This window comes from Methanosarcina soligelidi (assembly GCF_000744315.1).
In the GTDB taxonomy this organism is placed as follows: Archaea; Halobacteriota; Methanosarcinia; order Methanosarcinales; family Methanosarcinaceae; genus Methanosarcina; species Methanosarcina mazei.
The window spans coordinates 2,169,921-2,191,132 of record NZ_JQLR01000001.1; the positions used below are offsets into that span (position 1 = coordinate 2,169,921).

Genomic DNA, 21,212 nt, shown 5'->3' on the forward strand with positions numbered 1-21,212 from the left:
CTTCTACGGTGTAGTAGCTGGTCTGTTTCCTGGATTTTTTCAGAGCATCACCACCAGTTTTGCAGACAGGAAGAGCATGAGCATGGAGACAATATCCCCGATGGTTGCAATTGAAGGGGTTACAACATTATCCGGGTCAAAACCGAACCTGAAAGTGCCTATGGCAAGCAGGACGGCAACAAAAGAGAGGATCACTCCGGAAGTAAGTGCCGAAATTGCACAGATGAGTATAAGCTTAAAGATGCCGGCACTTTCAAATCCCAGGGCAAGGGTGACAAAATGCCCTAAAACTCCGAGCAGGATAGCCATAATAAAGCCAAGGAGAAGAGATCCTGAAATGTTGTTTACAAGTTCAGGGTTATTCCTGTCAATATCCGTGATAAGACCCATGTGGATCGCACTGCCGAGCCTTGAGCCCAGAGTAGAGGAAATATTTCCGCGCAGCCCAAGCACACCCGGATAAATTACAAGTAGTCCTGGAATCATCTCAAGTTCGTTTGTCATCTTTGAAAGGATAATCCCTGCAATAACTCCTCCAACAGTCGCAAGAAGTTCAAAAGGCAGCGCCTCGCGTACGATTGAAGAAATACTCGCGTACTCGCTGAGGTACATGTCTATATACTGGGATTCGAAGATATCCTCATCCCTTTGCGACTCGGAGGACATGCGGTTGTATTATACGCTGATATTATTAAAATAATAGGTAACATTCAAAAAAAGAGTCGGTGGAAAATTTCTTTGTTATTATAAAGGTTTTCTTGCATAGATAATCAAGGTTCATCTTGACTAAGTTCTTCAAAAAGAGTATAATATTTCTCTTAATGGTTTTTTAAGTCCTTCATTCAATAATGCTTTGTTAAGCGTTAATTGTGCTTTATTAAGTGTTTTTTTCAATACTCAAGTCTAAACTTAATAATAGCTTACATAAGAATCTACTTAGATCTCTCTTTGTCGTCACACTTGAGCTATTATATAAACATTTGAATATGAGTTAGGTCAATATGCTCATATATATAATTTCTCTCCAGACCATCAAACAATCAAAGTTCAGGGAATAATTTCAGATTCAAAACGAGTATGAAAACAAGATAGTTTGATGGAATGGACAGAAAACTTATAAGGAGTTAGGTAAGAGGAATTTATGGAGTTCAAATGTAGTTTCCCAATGTCACCCGAACTCCATAAAATACGCCCTAAGAGGCAGTGATTATGTTAGCTTTGCGTGTATTTAAGCTTGCCTTATTCTGCCTCCTGGGTGCTAAACAGGAGAAAAAATATGGTTAAGAACAAAATAACAATAGGAGTAATTCTTTTGACAATGCTGGTTGGCATGGCATTGATACCACCAGTGAGTGCAGTAGAGGTGCAACAGAATATTACGGAAAAAGAGAATCAAGATAATATATCTGTCCCTGATCCTTGGTTTGAAAAAGGTGACGAGTTAAATCGGCTTAGCGGGGATGAACGTCGCGCCCTTGCTGAACAAAATGAAACAGTATGAAAAATGATTGAGGAAGATCTAAAAGTTAAACCTGTACAGATTGAAAGCCTTAAGGATTTGGAAAATCTCCCTACTAATTATCCTGAAGATATAAAAAGGCAGTAATAGAAAATTTTACATCAAGAAATATTAGTCAACAAACCTCAACCAAAGCAACAACGACAACAAATACAGTTAATGTTTGGATAGTTGCAGATAAAGAGTACCGGAGTACTTTCGGAAATAACTGGCAGACTCAAGCATACAACACCATCGAAAATGCTGACAACGCATTCTACAACGACCATAATATAGATTTTGTTGTAGGCAAATATTCAATATGGGATAGTAATGACAATACAGATGATGTCGTTTTACTTCTCAATGAAGCAAAAAGTGAAACTGGATGGAATTCTAATCATCAAGGCATGGATATGCTTGCCGTTTTCAGTGATCAGGGATTAAGTAATAGAGGTTATTCTGAGTATCTAACTGGTGCATGGATAATGCAACATCAAATAACTTCAGGTTGGGATTGGCATGTTGCACAGCATGAAGCGTCACACAGCTATGATTGTCGAGATCATGGATATGCTGGTCCAACATGCATAATGACATACACGTTTATGATGTCAACAGATAATTGGTGCAGTAATTGCGATCAAATTATCGAAACTAATAGAAATATTTTTTAAATCGTTTCATGCAGGATTTAATCCTACATTTATTTTTATAGTGTGCTTGGAGAGTTTATTAAATGAAAGCAAGGACAAAAATTTTAGCAGCTATTTCTTTTGCGGTTCTAGTAATATGCCTTATTTTCTTTTTGATGATTTATCAGCCTGGCGCAGGCACGTATGTTCGCGCGGATAAACTTCAAGATACTCCAGAGAAATATGTAGAATTCAGTTTAGCAGATATCGAGAAATACCCCTATGTCAAAGAAGCAATAAGTAATCCTGGAAAAGATATTAAGCTCCCTTTTGACCATAATGGGAATATGACGGAGTTTGCTAACATCATGCGCGACAACAAGACTGAATATATAAAACTGAATAATGAGTATTATCATATAAGTTATTACTCTGCTGATTAATAAAGTGGTGAGAAGTAATTGAGCATAAATTGAGCATAATTAAATGATATGTGTAATCTTTAACTCCTTTTTCTCTTTTTGAACAATTACAGGCTCTACAAGGTTTTTGTCTACTGGATACTTGTTAAGTCAGGAACATGATCAGGAAAGATTTCCCATGTTCTGCTTTTTACTGGTTGTATATAAATACATAACACAAGCGTGTGTATTGTTTTATCCCGAATTATTTAACTAACAGCGTTGATTGGCGACTCTATCTTGAAGGATTAGGATTTCGCTCAATAGGGTGATTTTTAGGAGTAAGTCATGTTTCTGTCCAAAAATGGATAGAAGTTTTGTCAGGAGCTAGAAGATCTAAAAAGCGAAAATGAAATGCCTATTGTTGAAATGGATGAGATGCACACTTACATCGGTAACAAAAAAATATTGCTGGATCTGGATTGCTGTTGATAGAGTTGGGAAAAAGTTTATCAACTGCTCTTTTGGCATTAGAGGAACGGAAATTCATCCCTTTGCGACTCGGAGGACATGCGCTTGCATTATAACAATGATATTATTAGGACTTACGCACTTGAGGATTGAGATCATGATCAATAGACCTTGCAGTTAAATCGCAGATTTAGACAGTTGAAGGTTTAGAGCTGTTGTTTTTCAGTTCAACCGCGTAAGTCCTAATTATTAAAATAATGGGTTGTACCAAAAGAGTAAATCTGTGGAAATTTATTTGTTATGTAGGAGAGGATTTCTTACATGGATAATCAAGGTTCATCTTGGCTAAGTTCTTCAAAAAGGGCAGGATACTTTTCTCTTAATAACTTTTTGAGCTCTTCATTCAGCAGTGCTTTGTTAAGCATTAATTGTGCTTTGTTAAGTGTTTTTTACAATAATCAGGTCTAAACTTAATAATACCTAACATAACAATCGAATTAGGTTTTTTTCTTGTTATTACACTTGAGCTATTATATAAACTTTGGAATATGGGTTGGGTCAATATGCTCATATATAGTTTCTCTCCAGACCATCAAACAATCAAATATTACGAACTAATTTTAGATTCATAACACGTATGAAAAAGAAATAGTTTGGAAGTTTACACAGAAAACTTATAAGGAGTTAGGTAAGAGGAATTTATGGAGTTCAAATATAGTTTCCCAATGTCACCCGAACTCCATAAACGCGCCCTAAGAGGCAGTGATTATGTTAGCTTTGCGTGTATTTAAGCTTGCCTTATTCTGCCTCCTGGGTGCTAAACAGGAGAAAAAATATGGTTAAGAACAAAATAACAATAGGGCTAATTCTTTTGACAATGCTGGTTGGCATGGCGTTGATACCATCAGCAATGGCTTCCGTCGAAGAACAACAAACCAACCTAACTAAAGATGCTGCTCAGTTAAAGATTGAGGCCTTGGAAGCTGAGCTCGGTGAAGAAGGACTGAAGGAAGTTGTAGATTACTTGGAGCTACAGGCTTCTTTACCGGACGTCGTTAAGGCAATGCCTTATAGAGCGCTTGCTTTCGCTGGCACTCAGGGGGAAAGTAGGTCTGTCACCTTCAAGTACATTGATGGTTTTAATGTTTCTGAGAAGGAGAAAGACAGATATAAAGTTGGTATCAAAGATCTCTGGGATAGGTATCCAGATGAGATCACCAAAGATGATTATGAATTTATGAGTGAGATTGGTCCTATGCTAGTCAATGAGTCTTTGAAAAGTTATGAGCCTGTCTCCGTGAAGTGGCTTTCTACCCCACATAAGGACTATGCTTACTATGCTTGTGATGGGTCTTCCTATAGGAATTATGCTAAAGATGCAGCTGACGACCCAGATAATGGTGTGATGGACCCGGAACCATTCTATAGATATTATAATCACTATGAAGATGGGTCACTGCATATTGGAGGAGCACCTGATAGGTAATGTGTTTGCAGATTCAGCCATTTCTGCAGTGAATAATGGATATTGGTCTACTGCACATCAAAGATTTGGTTACTCAAGTCATTATCTAATTGATCCGGGTATCCCGTTCCATAGTGATGGAGTAATCCAACAGGGTGGTCAGTACATTTGGAACTCTTATGAAACCACATACCATAGCATCTATGAGAATTATGTGAACGGCCAGTGGACTTCAGGATATGAGTTTAAGGATTATGTGCAGTATAATACTCAATCAATAACTGTAACTGATCCTGAAGAAGCGGTTGAAGACAACGCTGAGCATAGTAGCCAGTATTTTGACTATATCTGGACCGAGATGTACAATGACCCTCAAAATTTTGGCTCAGACATCTACGTAGCTTACTATACTGCCCAGTGTGTCCAAGAGTGCGCAAAATATGCCCATGGATTATATGATTATATAATGTGAAGAAGGGGTAACTTTAAATGAAGTTTAGATTTAAGGAGGTGCCATGGGAGGCATCTCTTTTCTTTATTGGTTGGATTTGGCTCGGTTTGTCAATGTTTGGAATGACTTTAGTTAACATTTTTGTACCTAAGCTGAATTTATATCACTTTGTTGTAGGTGTGATCTATCTGTTTCCAATGATAGTTATTGGATTTAAGATTGTAAAGAACAGGAATATCACTGGTCTGCCTTTGTTTATTTGTTCTGGAATAGTCGGAGTTTGGGCAATTCTCTTGCACATGAAAATGAATTTAGGACATGATTACGAGTTTTTTTCTGGTCCGATTCAAGAAACAGTCATGTTGATATTATTATTGGTAGCTGTACCATTAAGTTACTATGTATTTGCTTGCTCAGTTGGATGCAAGGACACACGAAACATGAAAGCTCTTAAAATATTTCCTGTAGTAGCTTTTTTCATAATAGTTATTACTGAGATATTAGGGATTAGCTACTATGGCATGGCTAATTATGTGTTATTGTTTTCTTTCTTGTTATTAATAGGACCTTTATTGGGGGGATTGTATATCTGGGAGATTATGTCAAATATCCAATTCAAAAATTATACTACCTAACTATAATCAAATTGAATCAAAAGGTTCACTTTTATTACAACGGGAGCACTGAGGGTCATGAATATCCCAACCTTTAGAGGTTGTCCGACAATTATTGGTAGTAATAAGAAGTTCAAAAAAGAAAGTAAATAAGACCTTTAAATCAAAAAAGAAGAAATTCCTCTATTACTGGAGGTAATTGTCGGGCCGTCGGTTTAGTGTGGGGTGGCCGCACGCAATTTGATTTAGCAGCTTTTTCTCCGCGCTCTCGGATAATAATAAATAACTTGCAGCCGATACTCCTTATTGATAACCATGGTTATAGGAGTTACAAACATAAAAAGGATATAATTTTGCTGCATGCCCTCACGGATCCGGAGGGAATCCGGACCAACAAAAGAGAAAAACGAAACAAGAGAACGAATACAAAAAGGAAAAAAGATAAAAGATCGTCATTGACGGAAATTAATTTAACATCGTATTCATTTTTTTGTAGGTTTCCAAGGAATTCCTCTATCACTTCCTTTGATGCCTTTTGACATGAAGAAAGCTCTCAATTCATCCACTGTTACTTTATACGTTGTTCGTTTTATGTTACTATGCCCACCAGGGGAAAACACGAGATATTCATCATATTGAGTTAGTATTATTTGACCATCGGAAGAAATCTCAATTTTCTCCCCGGTAAGCTCTTCGTCCTCATATCCACCGGTATGCTCTTTCCATATCTAATGTATGATTATTTCGCCTTTCATGTTAGTTTCTTCGATTTTAGCCATTTATCTGACTCCTTTTAGCTTTCTAACCTCTCTGGGGAATTTCATATCCTGATGTACGGTAACTTTAAACTCGGCTGCTGTTGTTTCTTTTGTGTGTTTTTCAGTTACAAATTTTTATCTTATAATGAATCACAGCCTTATTCTTCCTCCGCCGTGTCTTCCAGCCCTACGATGTCCTTGATAATATAATTACAGGTTGAAGAAGGACATACAAGCCCTTTTAAGTCGATGTTTGGGAATGTCTCTACAATTTACAGAAGAATTAAATAACAAAATTCAAAATAAGAAAGTATGTAAAAAGGTATGTTAGCGCCTTTAAAAACGTTTATTACTTCTTTTTTGAAAACGTTATACTTTAAGGAAAAGTCTTTACTTCTTGATTATGCCAAAAAAGAAGGCATTCTTTGCGCTACCAGGCCTGAATCGTTAACACAAAAAGGAATGAAAAGGGAATGGATTATTTAACCACTGTATAAAGTGGTTCTCCTAACTTTTCTTTTCCATTTTCATCTAGCTCTCGAATCGTGTACTCTGTGACCATCAAATCAAAAGTCTGATCCGGATCTTCCGCGAACTTTCGGATATCGTCAATTTCTAAATCAATTGGTGTAGGTTCGTCATCATCTTTGATTTTCACTAAAATTTCTTCGTAATTGTTGAGCTCTGCCATTTTTTCAAGTGCTTGAATTATTGACATTTTCATGCTTTTATTCCTCCTTCTCTTCTTCGGTGCCTTCCAATTTCACAAGATCTTTTACATATCTTTGACGCATTAGCAAATCTTGTTTAATCTCTTTTTCAGCTTCAATAATGAGTTGATCAGGATCTTTACCTGCAAATTCTCAAAATGCTTTAATAGCATGCGAATAATTTCTTTTTGTGTTATCTGACTTTGCAACTGCTCCGAGCTATTTATCATATAAGCTTTTCAAAATAATACCTCTTTTTGTCCCATCATTCTAACTCATTAATATCATAATAAAATATAGGTTGTGATGCCATTTTCGGTATATCAATGATAAACGTGCTACCCGGATATGAAAAAGCAGCATACAGGGAATTGAAGACTATTGAAGGAATCAAGGACGTCTACCATGTTTTCGGTGAATATGACTTTGTCGTCATCATAGACGTTAAAGACCTGAGCATCCTCAATGCCGTGGTAGACAGAATAAGGGAAAGCGAGACTGTAACCGCAACCCAGACAATTATTGGTGCGGAACTCTGAATTTTTCAATGTCTGAAAACACGATTGAAAGTACAATATTACTCCGGAAAAGATCTGGAAGGGAAAAGATCTGGAAGAATCGATATCTTTTTTAGCAGGCATAAATATTTATTACCTCACACTTTTATTAAGGAAGAATGCCTGCTTCAGGCAGCAAATTTCGCTTTAGCCTGCTAACTTGCTTTATCAGTAAATTTCGCTTTAAACATTAATATAAAATCTCTCCGGATAGGACCGTTCTATATAGTTCTATACATTCCATATATTTCGAATATTCTAAGTATTCCGAATATTCTAAGTATTCCGGATATTCCAGATATAAAATAGTCTCCACAAAAGTATTATCATCCATTCAGTACCGCATCTGTTTCAAACATTAGACTTGTTTCAAACATTAGACCTGTTTCAAACATTAGACTTGTTTCAAACATTAGATTTATTTTTATATCAAATTCATTCTAAACATCGGATCAATTTTTCAGCCCTGAGGTAAAAGTTCATGGAAACCCCCATTGCAGAAGAACTCGCCAAAAAACAAAAATCGATAAGTGTAGCAGAATTTTTTGAAAAGAACAGGCAGATCCTGGGTTTTGATTCTGCGCCTCGAAGCCTTATAACAACCGTAAAAGAAGCAGTGGACAATGCTCTCGATGCCTGTGAGGAAGCAGGAATTCTGCCTGATATCCTTGTCCAGGTCGAGAGGACAGGACCGGACTATGTAACTGTTATTATCGAAGACAACGGTCCGGGAATTGTAAGAGAGCAGATCCCCAAAGTCTTTGCAAAACTGCTCTACGGCTCAAGGTTCCATGCCCTCAAACAGAGCAGGGGGCAGCAGGGGATAGGAATCTCGGCAGCTGTCCTCTATGCCCAGATGACAGCAGGCAGGCACACTAAAATTCTCTCAAAAACCAGCCCGACTGCTCCTGCACATTATTATGAGCTCATGATCAACACCAGCACAAATGAACCTGATATCCTTGTAGACGAGGTCAGGGACTGGTTCCGCCCGCATGGGACGCAGATTGAGCTTGAGATGAGGGCTGCATATGTAAAAGGGAGAAGGCAGTCCATTTACGAATACCTTAAAGCAACTGCAATTGTAAACCCCCATGCCAGGATAACTCTTATCGACCCTGATGGCAACGAAGAAGTTTTTGAAAGGGCTACGGATAAAATGCCTGAGCCTGCGGAAGAAATCCTGCCCCATCCTGAAGGCATTGAGCTCGGAACCCTCATGAAAATGCTCCACTACACTGAGCGCCAGAAACTTGCTCCGTTCCTGCGTTACTCTTTTTGTAAAATAGGGCTGCTTACTGCGGAGGAAATCTGTAAAGCCGCAGGGCTTGACCCGGAAATCGACCCTCATGCACTGGGCCGCCATGAGGCAAGAAAGCTGATCGAGGCTTTTGAGAAGGTAAAGATCATGGCTCCTCCGACGGACTGTCTTTCTCCTATCGGTGAAGACCTTATTTATCGGGGGCTTGAGAAAGAGACTACTGTTGATTTCATTGCTACAAGCACAAGGAAACCGGCTGTGTATTCGGGAAATCCCTTTGTGGTGGAAGTCGGGATGGCTTACGGGGGCAACCTTCCGAAAGAAGAAAAAATAAGCATCATGCGTTTTGCAAACCGTGTGCCTCTACTTTACCAGCAGGGTGGCTGTGTGACCACGCATGCTGTGGAGGACATTAAGTGGAAGCAGTACGGCTTAAACCAGCCAGGAGGGGGAATTCCTGTTGGTCCTGTTATCCTCCTTATCCACGTTGCTTCCATTAACGTGCCCTTTACTTCGGAATCAAAGGACGCGATTGCAGATATTCCTGTGATTAAAGAGGAAATCGACCTTGCAATCAAAGAAGTTGCAAGGAAACTCAAGCACTACCTGAGCAAGCAGAGCAACCTCAAGAAGCGCCGGGAAAAAGAGATCATCATTACAAAGGTTCTTCCGAAATTAGCAGCAAAGGTTGCACATGTTCTGGAAAAAGACGTCCCTGACATAAATCCCGTTGTTGCAAAGATCATGGGAAACCTGCTTGTGCACAGGGCAATTAAAAACAACGGAGACGGGACTGCAGATGTGGCAATTAAGGTCAAGAACTTCGGGACTTCTGCTTATTCTTTCAGGGTACACGAAATGCTCCCCTGTAAAGTTAGCGGGGCAAAGCCAGAACCAAAGGTTGTGACCATGGGTAATGATTACGATTATGTCTGGGACATCTCAGCGGCTGCAGGGTCTTCCAAAGTACTGAGCTATAAAATAGAATCTGCAAGCGAAGAAGAACTCCAGAAGCTTCCTCAATTGATTGTAGAAGGGATTGAAGAAGAACTGGTAACCGGGGCAAAAGCTTTCAAGGGTGTTTGAAATGGAAGGAGAAAAAGGCAGCAAAACAAGAAAGGGAGACGCCCTTGCCAGGGAAAAACTCCTTGAGATTGCAGAAAAGATCTATAACCAGTTTGAAGAGGAGGTTGTCCCGAGTGTCAGCCTTCCAAGCCGGACAAAAGCAAACCTGGAATATTCCGACGAGAGCGATGTCTGGGTCTACGGAGACAGGGAAAGCGAAAGAAGCGCAAAAACCGTAAAAGGTGCATTCCAGCTCCTGAAGACTACATATGCAACTGATTTTCTTATAAACGAGCATCTTGCCCGTAACCGTGGCTCAACACTTCGAGAACTTTATTATATTTCCGAAGGCTGGGACTATGCCAAATTCAAAGAACAGGGTGAAAGCGACCGCCTGATAGAGGACCTGGAAATCCTGACCAGCCTCCAGAGAGAGTATTTCCATATGCGCCCTGAAGAAGACGGAGCCACGATGTTCGGGCCGATTGAGATTACGGAACAGACAAAGCGCGGAGAGCGGAATATCCACTGCCAGAAGGATGTGGGAGAAGGTGGGTACCAGATCCCTTTCAATGTGGAAAACATAGAGTTTCAAAAGCACGATGCGAGCATGATTATTGCCATAGAAACCGGTGGTATGTATGCGCGTTTAATGGAAAACGGGTTTGATGAGGCTTATAACGCAATCCTTGTCCACCTGAAAGGTCAGCCTGCACGGTCAACCCGCAGGATAATCAAGCGCATGAACGAAGAACTCGGAATACCTGTTGCGGTTTTTACTGACGGCGACCCCTGGTCTTACAGGATCTATGCCTCTGTTGCTTACGGAGCCATAAAGAGTGCTCACCTTTCGGAATTCATGGCTACTCCGGCAGCCAAATTCCTTGGGCTTCAGCCTTCGGATATTGTGGAATACGAACTTTCAACCGACAAGCTCACGGAGCAGGATGTAAACGCACTCCGGAGTGAACTTTCCGACCCCCGCTTTGAGTCTGATTACTGGAAAGAGCAGATTAAGCTCCAGCTCGATATCGGTAAGAAGGCTGAACAGCAGGCTTTTGCAGGAAAAGGTCTGGACTTCGTAACCGAGGTTTATCTTCCGAATCGGCTGAAAGAAATGGGCATGATTTGATGTCTCATACTGAAATAAATTACGGTAAACCAGTAATGACAAAACTGATGGATACCCGATGAATACCTGAAGGGTAACTGTAGATACCTGACGGATAACTGATAGATACAGATGGATATCTGATAGATACAGATGGATATCTGATGGATACAGATGGATATCTGATGGATAAAAGACCGGTCCCCTGATAATCCGGTTAAAACTAAAAATTGCTGGCAGTAAATGTAAGTTGAAATTTTGAATCTCTGCCAGCAGTCTACTTTTCAGGCAGCCTGTTTAAACGGATAACTGAATGTGGTATCTCCATGCCAGTAAATTGGTGTTATTTATTCAGGTAATTTACACAGGTAATTTGCGCAGGTAATTTACACAGGTTATTTACGCAGGTAATCTGCGAAGGTATTCATGAGTTGCTCATTTCCTTATTTCCTGCGTTGTATATATTTTAATGGCTATTTTTCCTGAAAGCAGTTTATTAGATATCGACATGTCCAGAGAAAATAATCCTGAACCTGTCCTATAAAAGACTTCCAGTAACTCCCAAAATGCCGCGAGTCATGCCCTGACTGCTCTAAGATAAGCAAAATTTTCTCTGTGAAACAGCAAATATTTATTTTAACTAAAAACATATTGAAGAATTAGTTTGAAAAGGGCATTTTTGGGCGTAAAATTATACTGAAAATCACCTTTTTCGAGGGATTAAGGACAGAAAAATCAGGCTAAATATAAGGCTGATCTAAAGGCTTAAAATGTATGAGCGCATATTGAATCTGGTTTACAGCAGAATGATAAATATTATATATAAAAATAACCTAATAAAAAGTGAAGACTCCGAGAATTGATACGATTTCTAAAGTTCGATTTCGAACCGAGTTTCCCTGCGAGTTTTAAAAAATGTATAATATGTTACGATATTTAAAATAAATAACTTTACCAGATTTTTATGGAGAATAAACCACGATGAGTGATAAACAGGTTTATGACGCTTCGCACATCCAGGTTCTTGAAGGCCTGGAGGCTGTCCGAAAACGCCCGAGCATGTATATAGGGAGCACAGATGGGCGCGGGCTCCACCACCTAGTCTATGAGGTTGTAGACAACAGTATTGATGAAGCTCTTGCAGGCTTCTGTTCAGAGATCGATGTCACGATCAATCCCAATGGAAGCGTGACTGTAATTGACAATGGAAGGGGTATCCCTATCGATCCGCACCCGGTGCATAAGAAATCGGCACTTGAGGTCGTGATGACGATTTTGCACGCGGGAGGAAAATTTGACAAGAATACTTACAAGGTCTCCGGGGGCCTGCACGGGGTGGGGGTCTCGGTAGTAAATGCCCTTTCGGAATGGACCGAAGTGGAAGTAAGCAGAGATGGAAAGAAGTACTTCCAGCGTTATATCCGCGGAAAACCTGAATCCGATGTCCGGGAAATAGGAACTTCGGATACCACAGGCACAAAAACCACTTTCAAACCGGACACAAAAATCTTTGAGACAACTGACTTCCAGTATGATATCCTGTTAAACAGGCTCAGGGAACTTGCTTTTCTGAACCGCGGCCTTATAATCAATCTGAAGGATTTAAGAAGCCCCGAAGGTCAGGCAGAGACTTTCAACTATAGCGGAGGGATAATTGAGTTTGTGGAATATCTTAATAAGAAAAAACAGCCCCTCCATGAAAAACCGATCTATTTCGAAAGACAGAGAGATGATATGGTAGTGGAAATTGCAATGCAGTACACAAACGGTTACACTGAAAACGTGTACTCTTTTGCAAACAACATTAACACCCACGAAGGCGGGACCCATATTATCGGTTTTAAGACTGCCCTTACAAGGGTAGCCAACGATTACATAAAGGCCAATAAGCTCTCCAAGGAAGACGAAAAGCTGACAGGAGACGATGTAAGGGAAGGTCTGACTGCGATTATCAGTGTCAAGCTAATGGAGCCCCAGTTTGAAGGGCAGACCAAGACAAAGCTCGGAAACAGTGAGGTCAAAGGGATAGTTGACTCCCTTGTAACTGACGGGCTTGCAGAGTACTTTGAAGAAAACCCCAAAGTTGCCAATATTATCCTTGACAAAGCCCTTCTTGCCCAGAGAGCTAGAGAGGCTGCAAAGAAGGCAAGGGAACTTACGCGGAGAAAGAGCGTACTTGAGGTCAGCACCCTGCCGGGAAAACTTGCAGACTGTTCTAATAAGAACCCTGCAGAATGTGAGATCTATATTGTTGAAGGAGACTCTGCAGGCGGTTCTGCAAAGCAGGGCAGAGACCGAAGCTTCCAGGCAATTCTGCCTCTCAGGGGCAAGATCCTTAATGTGGAAAAGTCCAGGCTTGCAAAGATCCTGAAAAACAACGAGGTCATTTCACTCATTACAGCCATAGGGACAGGAGTAAGTGAAGACTTTGATCTTGAAAACGCACGCTACCACAAAATCATTATTATGACCGATGCCGATGTGGACGGCGCTCATATCCGAACCCTTCTTCTGACCCTGTTCTTCCGTTATATGAGGCATCTGATAGATGCAGGGTACGTATACATTGCCCAGCCGCCTCTTTACAAGATAAAGAAAGGAAAAATGGATTACTATGCGTATTCGGATAAAGAGCTGGCAGATAAGGTAAAAGAACTCGGGGAGAAAGGTGTTGCCATCCAGCGTTACAAAGGTCTTGGAGAAATGAACCCTGGTCAGCTCTGGGAGACCACCATGGACCCTGAGAGCCGGACCCTTTTGCAGGTTACTCTTGAAGATGCAATCCGAGCTGACGAAATCTTCCGCATACTTATGGGAGATGAGGTCGAACCTCGCAGAAATTTCATCGAAACACATGCAAAAGAGGTTGTGGACCTGGATATCTGAGGTGGTGAAAAATGGCAGAAAATGAAGACAAAAACAAATCAGAAGCAGAAATGAAGAAATCATACCAGGCAACTCTTATTCCTGAAAGTCCAGTAGAGAATACCACTGAAGATCCAGTAGAGAATACCACTGAAGATCCAGTAGAGAATACCACTGAAGGTCCAGTTGAGAATACCACTGAAGATCCAGTAGAGAATACCACTGAAGGTCCAGTTGAGAATACCACTGAAGATCCAGTAGAGAATACCACTGAAGATTCTGAATTAGAAGATGAAACCGAAATGGACACCGGTCCTGAAGAGCCTGAAGATGAGGAGCCCGTAAGAGCAGGAGTTACTCCCATCCTTATTGACGACGAGATGAAACGCTCTTACATCAATTATGCGATGAGCGTAATTGTCGGAAGGGCTCTCCCGGATGCTCGTGACGGCTTAAAGCCTGTTCACCGCAGGATCCTTTTCTCAATGAATGAGTCAGGGATCACTCACGACAAGCCTTACAAAAAATCCGCACGTATTGTGGGAGACGTTCTTGGTAAGTACCACCCTCATGGGGATTCTGCAGTTTATGACACTATTGTGCGCATGGTCCAGGACTTCTCTCTCAGGTACCCTCTGATCGACGGACAGGGTAACTTCGGGTCAATTGACGGAGACTCGGCTGCTGCAATGCGTTACACCGAGGTCCGTATGGATAGGATCGCGGAGGAGATGCTGGTTGATATTGAGAAAGAAACCGTTCCTTTCACTCCTAACTATGACGGGTCCCTGAAAGAGCCGGAAGTCCTTCCAGCGAGGCTTCCAAACCTTCTTATAAATGGTTCAACCGGCATTGCCGTCGGAATGGCAACAAACATGCCTCCTCACAATATCAGCGAGGTTATCGACGGAATTCTGATGCTTATCGAAAACCCCGAAACACAGATTTCGGAACTGATGACCGTTATCAAGGGTCCTGACTTCCCCACAGGCGCACACATACTCGGGACAGCAGGTATAAGGTCTGCATACATGACAGGCAGAGGCCCTATAAGGATGAGGGCAGTTGCCGAAATTCAGGAGCTTAAAAAAGACAGGCAGCAGATTATCGTAACCGAACTCCCTTACCAGGTAAACAAGGCAAAGTTGATTGAAAACATCGCCCAGCTTGTAAGGGAAAAGGTGATTAACGGAATTTCCGACCTGCGTGATGAGTCTGACAGGGAAGGGATCAGAGTTGTAGTCGAGCTTTCAAGAGGTGTAAACCCCAACGTCGTCCTGAACCAGCTTTATAAACACACTCAGATGGCAACCACTTTCGGTGTTATCAACCTCGCCCTTGTTGACGGAAAGCCCAAAGAGCTGAACCTGAAACAGCTTCTCGAGATCTACCTGGAATACAGGATGGAAATTATCCAGAAGAGGACACTCTATGATCTGAGGAAGAGCGAAGAAAGGGCTCACATCCTGGAAGGGTTAACGATCGCCCTTGACAATATAGATGCAGTAGTTGCCCTTATCAAGGGTTCTGCAAACGCTGATCAGGCAAAGCAGGGCTTAATAGACAACTTTGCTCTTGACGAGGTCCAGGCAAAAGCTATCCTTGAGATGCGCCTCCAGAGGCTTACCGGCCTTGAGACCCAGAAGATCCTTGATGAACTTGAGGCTCTCGTAAAACAGATTGAAGAACTGAAGAAGATCCTGGCAAGTGATGAGCTGAAGTACGAAATTATCAGGACGGAACTTTTTGAGCTCAAAGATAAATACGGGGACATCCGCAGGACAAGGATTGTGCATAATACGGAAAATGTGACTGATGAAGACCTTATCCCTGAAGAAGATGTTGTGGTTACGATCACAAACAGCGGCTACATAAAGCGCATTCCTCTTGACACCTATACCATGCAGCGCCGCGGAGGCAGAGGGATTATCGGCATGGAAATGAAGGAGGAAGACTTTGTTGAAAATCTCTTCATTTCGTCAACCCATAACTATATCCTTTTCTTCACAAACAGGGGCAGGCTCTACTGGCAGAAGGTCTATGAGATCCCCGAGGGCTCCCGCCAGTCGAGAGGCAAAGCCATAGTCAACCTGCTTGAGCTTCAGGAAGGCGAAATGGTCAATGCCATGATTTCCGTTGAAGAATTTGCCGAAGACAAATACCTCTTTATGGCAACAAGGGCAGGGACGGTCAAGAAGACTCCACTGTCCGAGTTCAGGAACCCGAGAAGAGCAGGCATTATTGCGGTCAGCCTGGACGAAGGTGACGAGCTTGTTAAAGTCCTCCTTACCGACGGTAAGCAGGAAATCATGATGGTCTCGAAAAAAGGCAAAGCCATCCGCTTCTCAGAAGAAGATGTCCGCCCGATGGGCAGGACTGCAAGAGGAGTCCGGGGTATGACCCTTGAAGGATCGGATGACGAGGTGGTCAGCCTTGACCTGGTGGACGAGACCACAACTCTCCTTACAGTCACCGATAACGGCTTCGGGAAAAGGACGGAATACTCGCAGTACCCTGTGCACCGCCGCGGTGGAAAAGGCGTGATCACGATCGTCACAAACCTCAGGAACGGATTTGTCTCCAACGTCAAATCAGTTGCTGAAGACGATGAACTCATGTTTACGAGTGCAGAAGGAATCATTATCCGGATCCCCGCAAAAGACATCTCCATCCAGGGCAGAAACACCCAGGGTGTACGGGTTATGAACATTAAGTCCGGAGACAAAGTCGGCGGCATGGCAAGGATCAAAAACGGAAAAGAAGACGAAAAGCTGAAACTGACCGCCCTTGCTAAAAAAGCAGCAAAAGAAAAGGTACCTGGATCAGAATCCGAAGAAGACGAATCCGAAGACCTCGATGAATTCGAAGGCTCAGACGAGTTCGGGGAAGAACCGGAAGAGGAAGAATTCGAAGACTCAGAATCCGAAGACTCAGAATCCGAAGACTCAGAATCCGAAGACCCAGAATCCGAAGAAGAGGATGAAGCTGAAGAGGAAGAAGAGGAAGAAGAGGAAGAAAAGGAAGAAGAGTATTAAGAGAGGAATAAAAGTATTAAATTACAGAAATGAGTGAAGGATTATCTCCTTCACTCGACTTCCATTTTGCCGGAATTAACCTATTGGGGATTGGTTCCCGGCTCTTGTCTCAGTATTGAAGGGAGGTGGAAGGCAGATTATTTTCAATTTTGCAGCAGCGAAGATAGTTAATGTTTAAATCCAATTAAACGACACTTCTGTTACCGCTTATAATTCATTATAAGCTACCTTCCCCTGGTTTTCCTATTTAGCATACTCATTTTCATGTTGAGATCGGATGCCCGTATCTCAACTTCAATGAATATAATTAGTATATTGCTTCTAATTATATATACTACCTGGAATATATTTTACTTAATACTAATCATTTGATTTACTTTTTAACTAAATTCACTGAATACTGCTGCTTACTCTTTTTCAGTAATTGCTATTCTGTGACCTGCTTTTTTTCGGAGAGTTTTTAATAAATTTTTGAACAGGCTTGGTCGCCGGTTTGAGTTTCGATGTTTCTTAAAACAGGGCAGCCATACGACTGCGAAGCAGGCTGCGAAGTTTAGGAAAAATACAAAACAGAATATTTTAAAACTAAACACAGAGCAGATATTTTTAGAATTCATGAATCTTTCATGACTTCGAGCAGCATTTCAACAACCTTGGAAGGTATAGGCACACCGAACGTTGCTGTTGATAATACCGGAGTAAGCAGTGTAATAATTTCTCCAGCAGTCAAATTCACTATTACTTCTTTTGTGACATCTACACTGAAGGATTTCATTTTTTCTTTTAAGATCCCTGGCATCTTTTTTAAATCCGCTAGTTTAGACTTTGCGTTTGCTTTTTCTCTTTCAGAGGCTTTGCTTTTCTCGATAATTTCTTCAAGGGAATGCTCGTTTTTGATAATATCTTCAAGGAAAAGACTCAGTTTTTCTGGGTCTCCGTTTTTTATCATTTCAAGCATCTTGACCATGAATATCTTAATGGCTTCTTCTTCCTCGTTACTGAACTTGCTCGAAACTTGTGTTAGATATTCAAAATCTTGCTGAATAGAGATTATCATTTTCTTTATTTCTCTGAATTCCGAATCTGATCCTTTAAATCCAATTATAATTTGATCTTTAATTTCAGCAAACTCCTGATTCAAAGTCTCTTGAAGTTGATCCACTATCTTCTCGGTTCGATTGACAGTCTGATAAATTTGGCTCAACTTATATGATTCCATATCTGCTCTTTTACGATCTGAGTATTCACAGAGCAAATTATAGAAATTAGACGAAAACTCCCTGTTTCGAATTATTTCTTGCCATGCATCTGGATCTCTTTTTTTCACAACTGCATTGTGAAAAATCTCACACATTTGCTGCCCCTGTTTGTCTCCATGTTTACTGAAGATTTTGCAGCCTTCTTTAACGTTTTCTGCCGCTTCTTTATAGGAGTCATTATTAAAGCAATCAACAAGAGCCTGCAAGAGATGGATATAAGCTGAAACTCTATCTTTAATTATCTTAATTTGTGTCCTATCTCTGATTTCTTTGAGTTTTTCCACTGCAAGTTTCAGCTCATCTTCTTCATTAACAGTACTTTTCAAGGCATTTTCAAGATGGCACTCGAAGATAGCGTAATCGTAATAATCAAGAAAAATGTATTCTTTCTCTATTTCTTTCCAATCAGATACAAGTTCACAAAAAGACTTGATGCCATTTCTTGCTTGGCAGAATTCATCCATGAATTTATGAAATGGATATCTTGAAAACTCATAGGCTTTATCATATTCTCGAGATGCCTTATTTATTCCAGACTTGCCTTCAAACTCAAGTAAACTGGCACGTATTTCATGAATTCTTGCCACTACAATTTCTCTGTATCTGATATCTCGATTATTGATCTTTTCTTCAATATCACCAAGATTTTTCTCCCATTCTTCAAGATGCTTCTTATCTCCTGTTTTATAAAAATGGTTTTTCAACAGACTGTTCAAATTCAATAAGGCAAGAGAATATGACCAGCCATCTCTTAATTCTTCAAGAATTGAAATACTTTTCAAGTATAATTTTTTTGAATTTTCAAAGTTATCATTGCTATTTATGTTCATTTCCGCAAGTATTTGTCTTCCAGAACCCTCATTCATTAACATGCGAGCGTAATCTGCGCTTGTTTTTGGTAAGATTTCCTGTGCATCCCTATAAAGCCGGACAGCAGTTTCGAGATTTTCTTCACTGTCAATTCCCATTTCAGCAATTTTTTGTCTAGCAGTACCCTCGTTTCCTAACGCACGAGCGTGATCTGCGCTTGTTTTGGACAATATTTGCCGAGCATTTCTGTAAAGACTGACAACAGTTCCAATATTTACTCTGCTGTTTATGCCCATTTCTGCAAGTTTTTGTCTTGCATTACCCTCGTTCATCAATGCAAGAGCGTAATCTGCGCTTGTTTTGGATAAATTTTGCCGAGCATTGACACAAAGCCTGATAGCAGTTTCAAGATTTTTCCTGCTGTCAATGCCTATTTCAGCAAGTGTTTGTCTAGCATTACCTTCATTTATCAATGCAAGAGCGTAATCTGCGCTTGTTTTGGATAAATTTTGCCGAGCATTGACACAAAGCCTGATAGCAGTTTCAAGATTTTTCCTGCTGTCAATGCCCATTTCAGCAAGTGTTTGTCTTGCATTACCCTCGTTTATCAAAGCACGAGCGTAAAATTCACTTTTTTTGGATAAAATGTCTTTAGCATCATTGTAAAGAATAATGGCAGTTTCAAGATTTTCCTTGATGTTAATGCCCATTTCAGCAAGTGTTCGTCTTGCATTACCTTCATTTATCAACATACCAGCATAATCTGCACTTTTCTTGGACAAAATTTGCCGAGCATTACTGTAAAGGCTGACAGCAGTTTTGAGATTTTCTTCGCTATCAATTCCCATTTCAGCAAGTGTTTGTCTAGTATTACCCTCGTTTACCAACGCACGAGCGTAATCTACGCTTGTTTTGGATAAAATTTGCCGAGCATTGCTGCAAAGAGTTACAGCAGTTTCAAGATTTTTCCTGCTGTCAATGCCCGTTTTAGCAAGTGTTTGTCTAGCATTACTCTCGTTTACCAGTGCAAGAGCGTAATCTGCGCTTTTTTTGGATAAAATATCTCTGGCATCGCCGTAAAGAGTTACAGCAGTTTCAAGATTTTCCCTGCTGTTAATGCCCATTTCAGCAAGTCTTTGTCTAGCATTACCTTCATTTATCAGCACAAAAGCATAATCTGCACTTTTTTTGGACAAAATTTTCTTGGCATTGTCGCAAAGACTGACAGCAGTTTCAAAATTTTCCCTGCTGTTAATGCCCATTTCAGCAAGTCTTTGTCTAGCATTACCTTCATTTATCAGCACAAAAGCATAATCTGCACTTTTTTTGGACAAAATTTTCTTGGCATTGTCGCAAAGACTGACAGCAGTTTCAAAATTTTCCCTGCTGTTAATGCCCATTTCAGCAAGTCTTTGTCTAGCATTACCTTCGTTCATTAATGTAAGAGCGTAAGGTACGTTTGCTTTGAATAAAATTTGCCGAGAATTTCCATAAAGACTGACGGCAGTTTCAAAATTTTCCCTGCTGTTAATGCCTATTTCAGCAAGTCTTTGTCTAGCGTTAGCCTCTTTCCCCAATGCATAAGCATAATCTACGCTTGTTTTAGAGAATATTTTCTTAGCATCGCCACAAAGACTGATAGCAGTTTCAAGATTTTCCCTATTATCAATGTCCATCTCTGCAAGTATTTTTCTTGCATTACTCTCGTTCATCAATGCAAGAGCGTAATCTACGCTTGTTTCAGAGAATATTTTCCTAGCATCGCCGCAAAGACTGATAGCAGTTTCAATATTTTCCCTGCTATCAATTCCCATCTCTGCAAGTTTGCCGCAAGCAACGGCATTTTTAACTAATACGCGTTTGACATCTTCTATATTATTTTCTGAAATAGAAACATATAGACTGTAATAGAATTTACTGAGAAGGCAATTATTGAGCTCATTGATTCCTTTTAAAGCATTTTTCAGAAAGAATAATCCCTTAATTTCAAGAAAATTAGACAATTTGTCCATTTTCTGTGAGCTAAACTGATGAGATATGTAAATAATTCGTGAAAATTCTTCTTTAGTAAAGCCTACTATTACATCAGCAGGAAGTTCGTAAATAGATTTAGCAAACAATTTTTTGTCCTTGTTTACAGCAGAGGATTCCAGTTGATGCAGGAAGGCTTCTTTATTCATATAATGCGATATTTACTAACTCGTTTTAAATTTTGTTAAATTATTTGACAGATTGGAAGAACCTAA

At 40.5% G+C, this 21,212-nt stretch carries 14 protein-coding genes and 1 pseudogene; 12 read left to right on the forward strand and 3 right to left on the reverse strand.

From position 1 onward, the window contains the following. Window positions 1-39: 39 nt before the first annotated feature. Window positions 40-666: a magnesium transporter gene (locus tag M886_RS09525; RefSeq protein WP_048041102.1), complete on the reverse strand. Its 627-nt coding sequence runs from the start codon at window positions 664-666 to the stop codon at window positions 40-42. A 610-nt stretch (window positions 667-1,276) separates the two neighbouring features. On the opposite strand from M886_RS09525, the gene M886_RS19115 reads away from it, so the two are divergent. The 7 genes and pseudogenes from M886_RS19115 (at window position 1,277) to M886_RS09550 (ending at window position 5,556) form a co-directional block, all read left to right on the forward strand. Beyond that, window positions 1,277-1,501: a hypothetical protein gene (locus M886_RS19115; RefSeq protein WP_235203914.1), complete on the forward strand. Its 225-nt coding sequence runs from the start codon at window positions 1,277-1,279 to the stop codon at window positions 1,499-1,501. Between the two features lie 185 nt (window positions 1,502-1,686). After that, entirely contained in the window at window positions 1,687-2,175 is a 489-nt protein-coding gene (locus M886_RS19120; protein WP_235204021.1) for a zinc-dependent metalloprotease, read from the forward strand. A 62-nt stretch (window positions 2,176-2,237) separates the two neighbouring features. Beyond that, window positions 2,238-2,576, forward strand: coding sequence for a DUF948 domain-containing protein (locus tag M886_RS09535; protein WP_015412525.1), 339 nt, complete (start codon window positions 2,238-2,240; stop codon window positions 2,574-2,576). A gap of 248 nt (window positions 2,577-2,824) precedes the next feature. Then, window positions 2,825-3,078, forward strand: a pseudogene (locus M886_RS17780) (IS1 family transposase); the annotation flags it as partial. Between the two features lie 762 nt (window positions 3,079-3,840). Then, complete coding sequence (locus M886_RS19125; protein ID WP_052718775.1) at window positions 3,841-4,491, forward strand: hypothetical protein; 651 nt, start codon at window positions 3,841-3,843, stop codon at window positions 4,489-4,491. Between the two features lie 193 nt (window positions 4,492-4,684). Further along, window positions 4,685-4,942: a hypothetical protein gene (locus M886_RS19130; protein WP_226987595.1), complete on the forward strand. Its 258-nt coding sequence runs from the start codon at window positions 4,685-4,687 to the stop codon at window positions 4,940-4,942. Between the two features lie 17 nt (window positions 4,943-4,959). Beyond that, entirely contained in the window at window positions 4,960-5,556 is a 597-nt protein-coding gene (locus M886_RS09550) for a hypothetical protein (protein ID WP_048039800.1), read from the forward strand. 1,215 nt (window positions 5,557-6,771) lie between these two features. Here the strand turns inward: M886_RS09550 and M886_RS09555 are convergent. Further along, window positions 6,772-7,017, reverse strand: coding sequence for a hypothetical protein (locus M886_RS09555; protein WP_048039798.1), 246 nt, complete (start codon window positions 7,015-7,017; stop codon window positions 6,772-6,774). 312 nt (window positions 7,018-7,329) lie between these two features. On the opposite strand from M886_RS09555, the gene M886_RS09560 reads away from it, so the two are divergent. The 5 genes from M886_RS09560 (at window position 7,330) to gyrA (ending at window position 16,897) form a co-directional block, all read left to right on the forward strand. After that, the gene (locus M886_RS09560; RefSeq protein ID WP_011034340.1) at window positions 7,330-7,542 is read left to right on the forward strand and encodes an Lrp/AsnC ligand binding domain-containing protein; all 213 of its coding nucleotides are present in this window, start codon (window positions 7,330-7,332) and stop codon (window positions 7,540-7,542) included. A 499-nt stretch (window positions 7,543-8,041) separates the two neighbouring features. Beyond that, a complete protein-coding gene (locus tag M886_RS09565) occupies window positions 8,042-9,907 on the forward strand; it encodes a DNA topoisomerase VI subunit B (RefSeq protein ID WP_048051081.1) in 1,866 nt (621 codons plus the stop codon). 1 nt (window position 9,908) lies between these two features. Further along, the gene (locus M886_RS09570; protein WP_048038739.1) at window positions 9,909-11,018 is read left to right on the forward strand and encodes a DNA topoisomerase IV subunit A; all 1,110 of its coding nucleotides are present in this window, start codon (window positions 9,909-9,911) and stop codon (window positions 11,016-11,018) included. Between the two features lie 960 nt (window positions 11,019-11,978). Further along, window positions 11,979-13,883 carry a DNA topoisomerase (ATP-hydrolyzing) subunit B gene (gene gyrB / locus M886_RS09575; RefSeq protein ID WP_015412533.1) on the forward strand — a complete coding sequence of 635 codons (1,905 nt, stop codon included), beginning with the start codon at window positions 11,979-11,981 and terminating at the stop codon, window positions 13,881-13,883. A gap of 11 nt (window positions 13,884-13,894) precedes the next feature. Further along, entirely contained in the window at window positions 13,895-16,897 is a 3,003-nt protein-coding gene (gyrA, locus tag M886_RS09580) for a DNA gyrase subunit A (RefSeq protein ID WP_053228883.1), read from the forward strand. Window positions 16,898-17,510: 613 nt separating this feature from the next. Here gyrA and M886_RS09585 read toward each other — a convergent pair. Then, the gene (locus tag M886_RS09585; RefSeq protein WP_048051082.1) at window positions 17,511-21,146 is read right to left on the reverse strand and encodes a hypothetical protein; all 3,636 of its coding nucleotides are present in this window, start codon (window positions 21,144-21,146) and stop codon (window positions 17,511-17,513) included. Between the last annotated feature and the right edge of the window lie 66 nt (window positions 21,147-21,212).

Coding starts and splice junctions, on each gene's coding strand:
- M886_RS09560 (WP_011034340.1), top strand. CDS start 7,330: ATGATAAACGTGCTACCCGGATATGAAAAAGCAGCATACAGGGAATTG.
- M886_RS19115 (WP_235203914.1), top strand. CDS start 1,277: ATGGTTAAGAACAAAATAACAATAGGAGTAATTCTTTTGACAATGCTG.
- M886_RS09585 (WP_048051082.1), bottom strand. CDS start 21,146: ATGAATAAAGAAGCCTTCCTGCATCAACTGGAATCCTCTGCTGTAAAC.
- M886_RS19125 (WP_052718775.1), top strand. CDS start 3,841: ATGGTTAAGAACAAAATAACAATAGGGCTAATTCTTTTGACAATGCTG.
- gyrA (WP_053228883.1), top strand. CDS start 13,895: ATGGCAGAAAATGAAGACAAAAACAAATCAGAAGCAGAAATGAAGAAA.
- M886_RS09555 (WP_048039798.1), bottom strand. CDS start 7,017: ATGAAAATGTCAATAATTCAAGCACTTGAAAAAATGGCAGAGCTCAAC.
- gyrB (WP_015412533.1), top strand. CDS start 11,979: ATGAGTGATAAACAGGTTTATGACGCTTCGCACATCCAGGTTCTTGAA.
- M886_RS09525 (WP_048041102.1), bottom strand. CDS start 666: ATGTCCTCCGAGTCGCAAAGGGATGAGGATATCTTCGAATCCCAGTAT.
- M886_RS09565 (WP_048051081.1), top strand. CDS start 8,042: ATGGAAACCCCCATTGCAGAAGAACTCGCCAAAAAACAAAAATCGATA.
- M886_RS09570 (WP_048038739.1), top strand. CDS start 9,909: ATGGAAGGAGAAAAAGGCAGCAAAACAAGAAAGGGAGACGCCCTTGCC.
- M886_RS09550 (WP_048039800.1), top strand. CDS start 4,960: ATGAAGTTTAGATTTAAGGAGGTGCCATGGGAGGCATCTCTTTTCTTT.
- M886_RS09535 (WP_015412525.1), top strand. CDS start 2,238: ATGAAAGCAAGGACAAAAATTTTAGCAGCTATTTCTTTTGCGGTTCTA.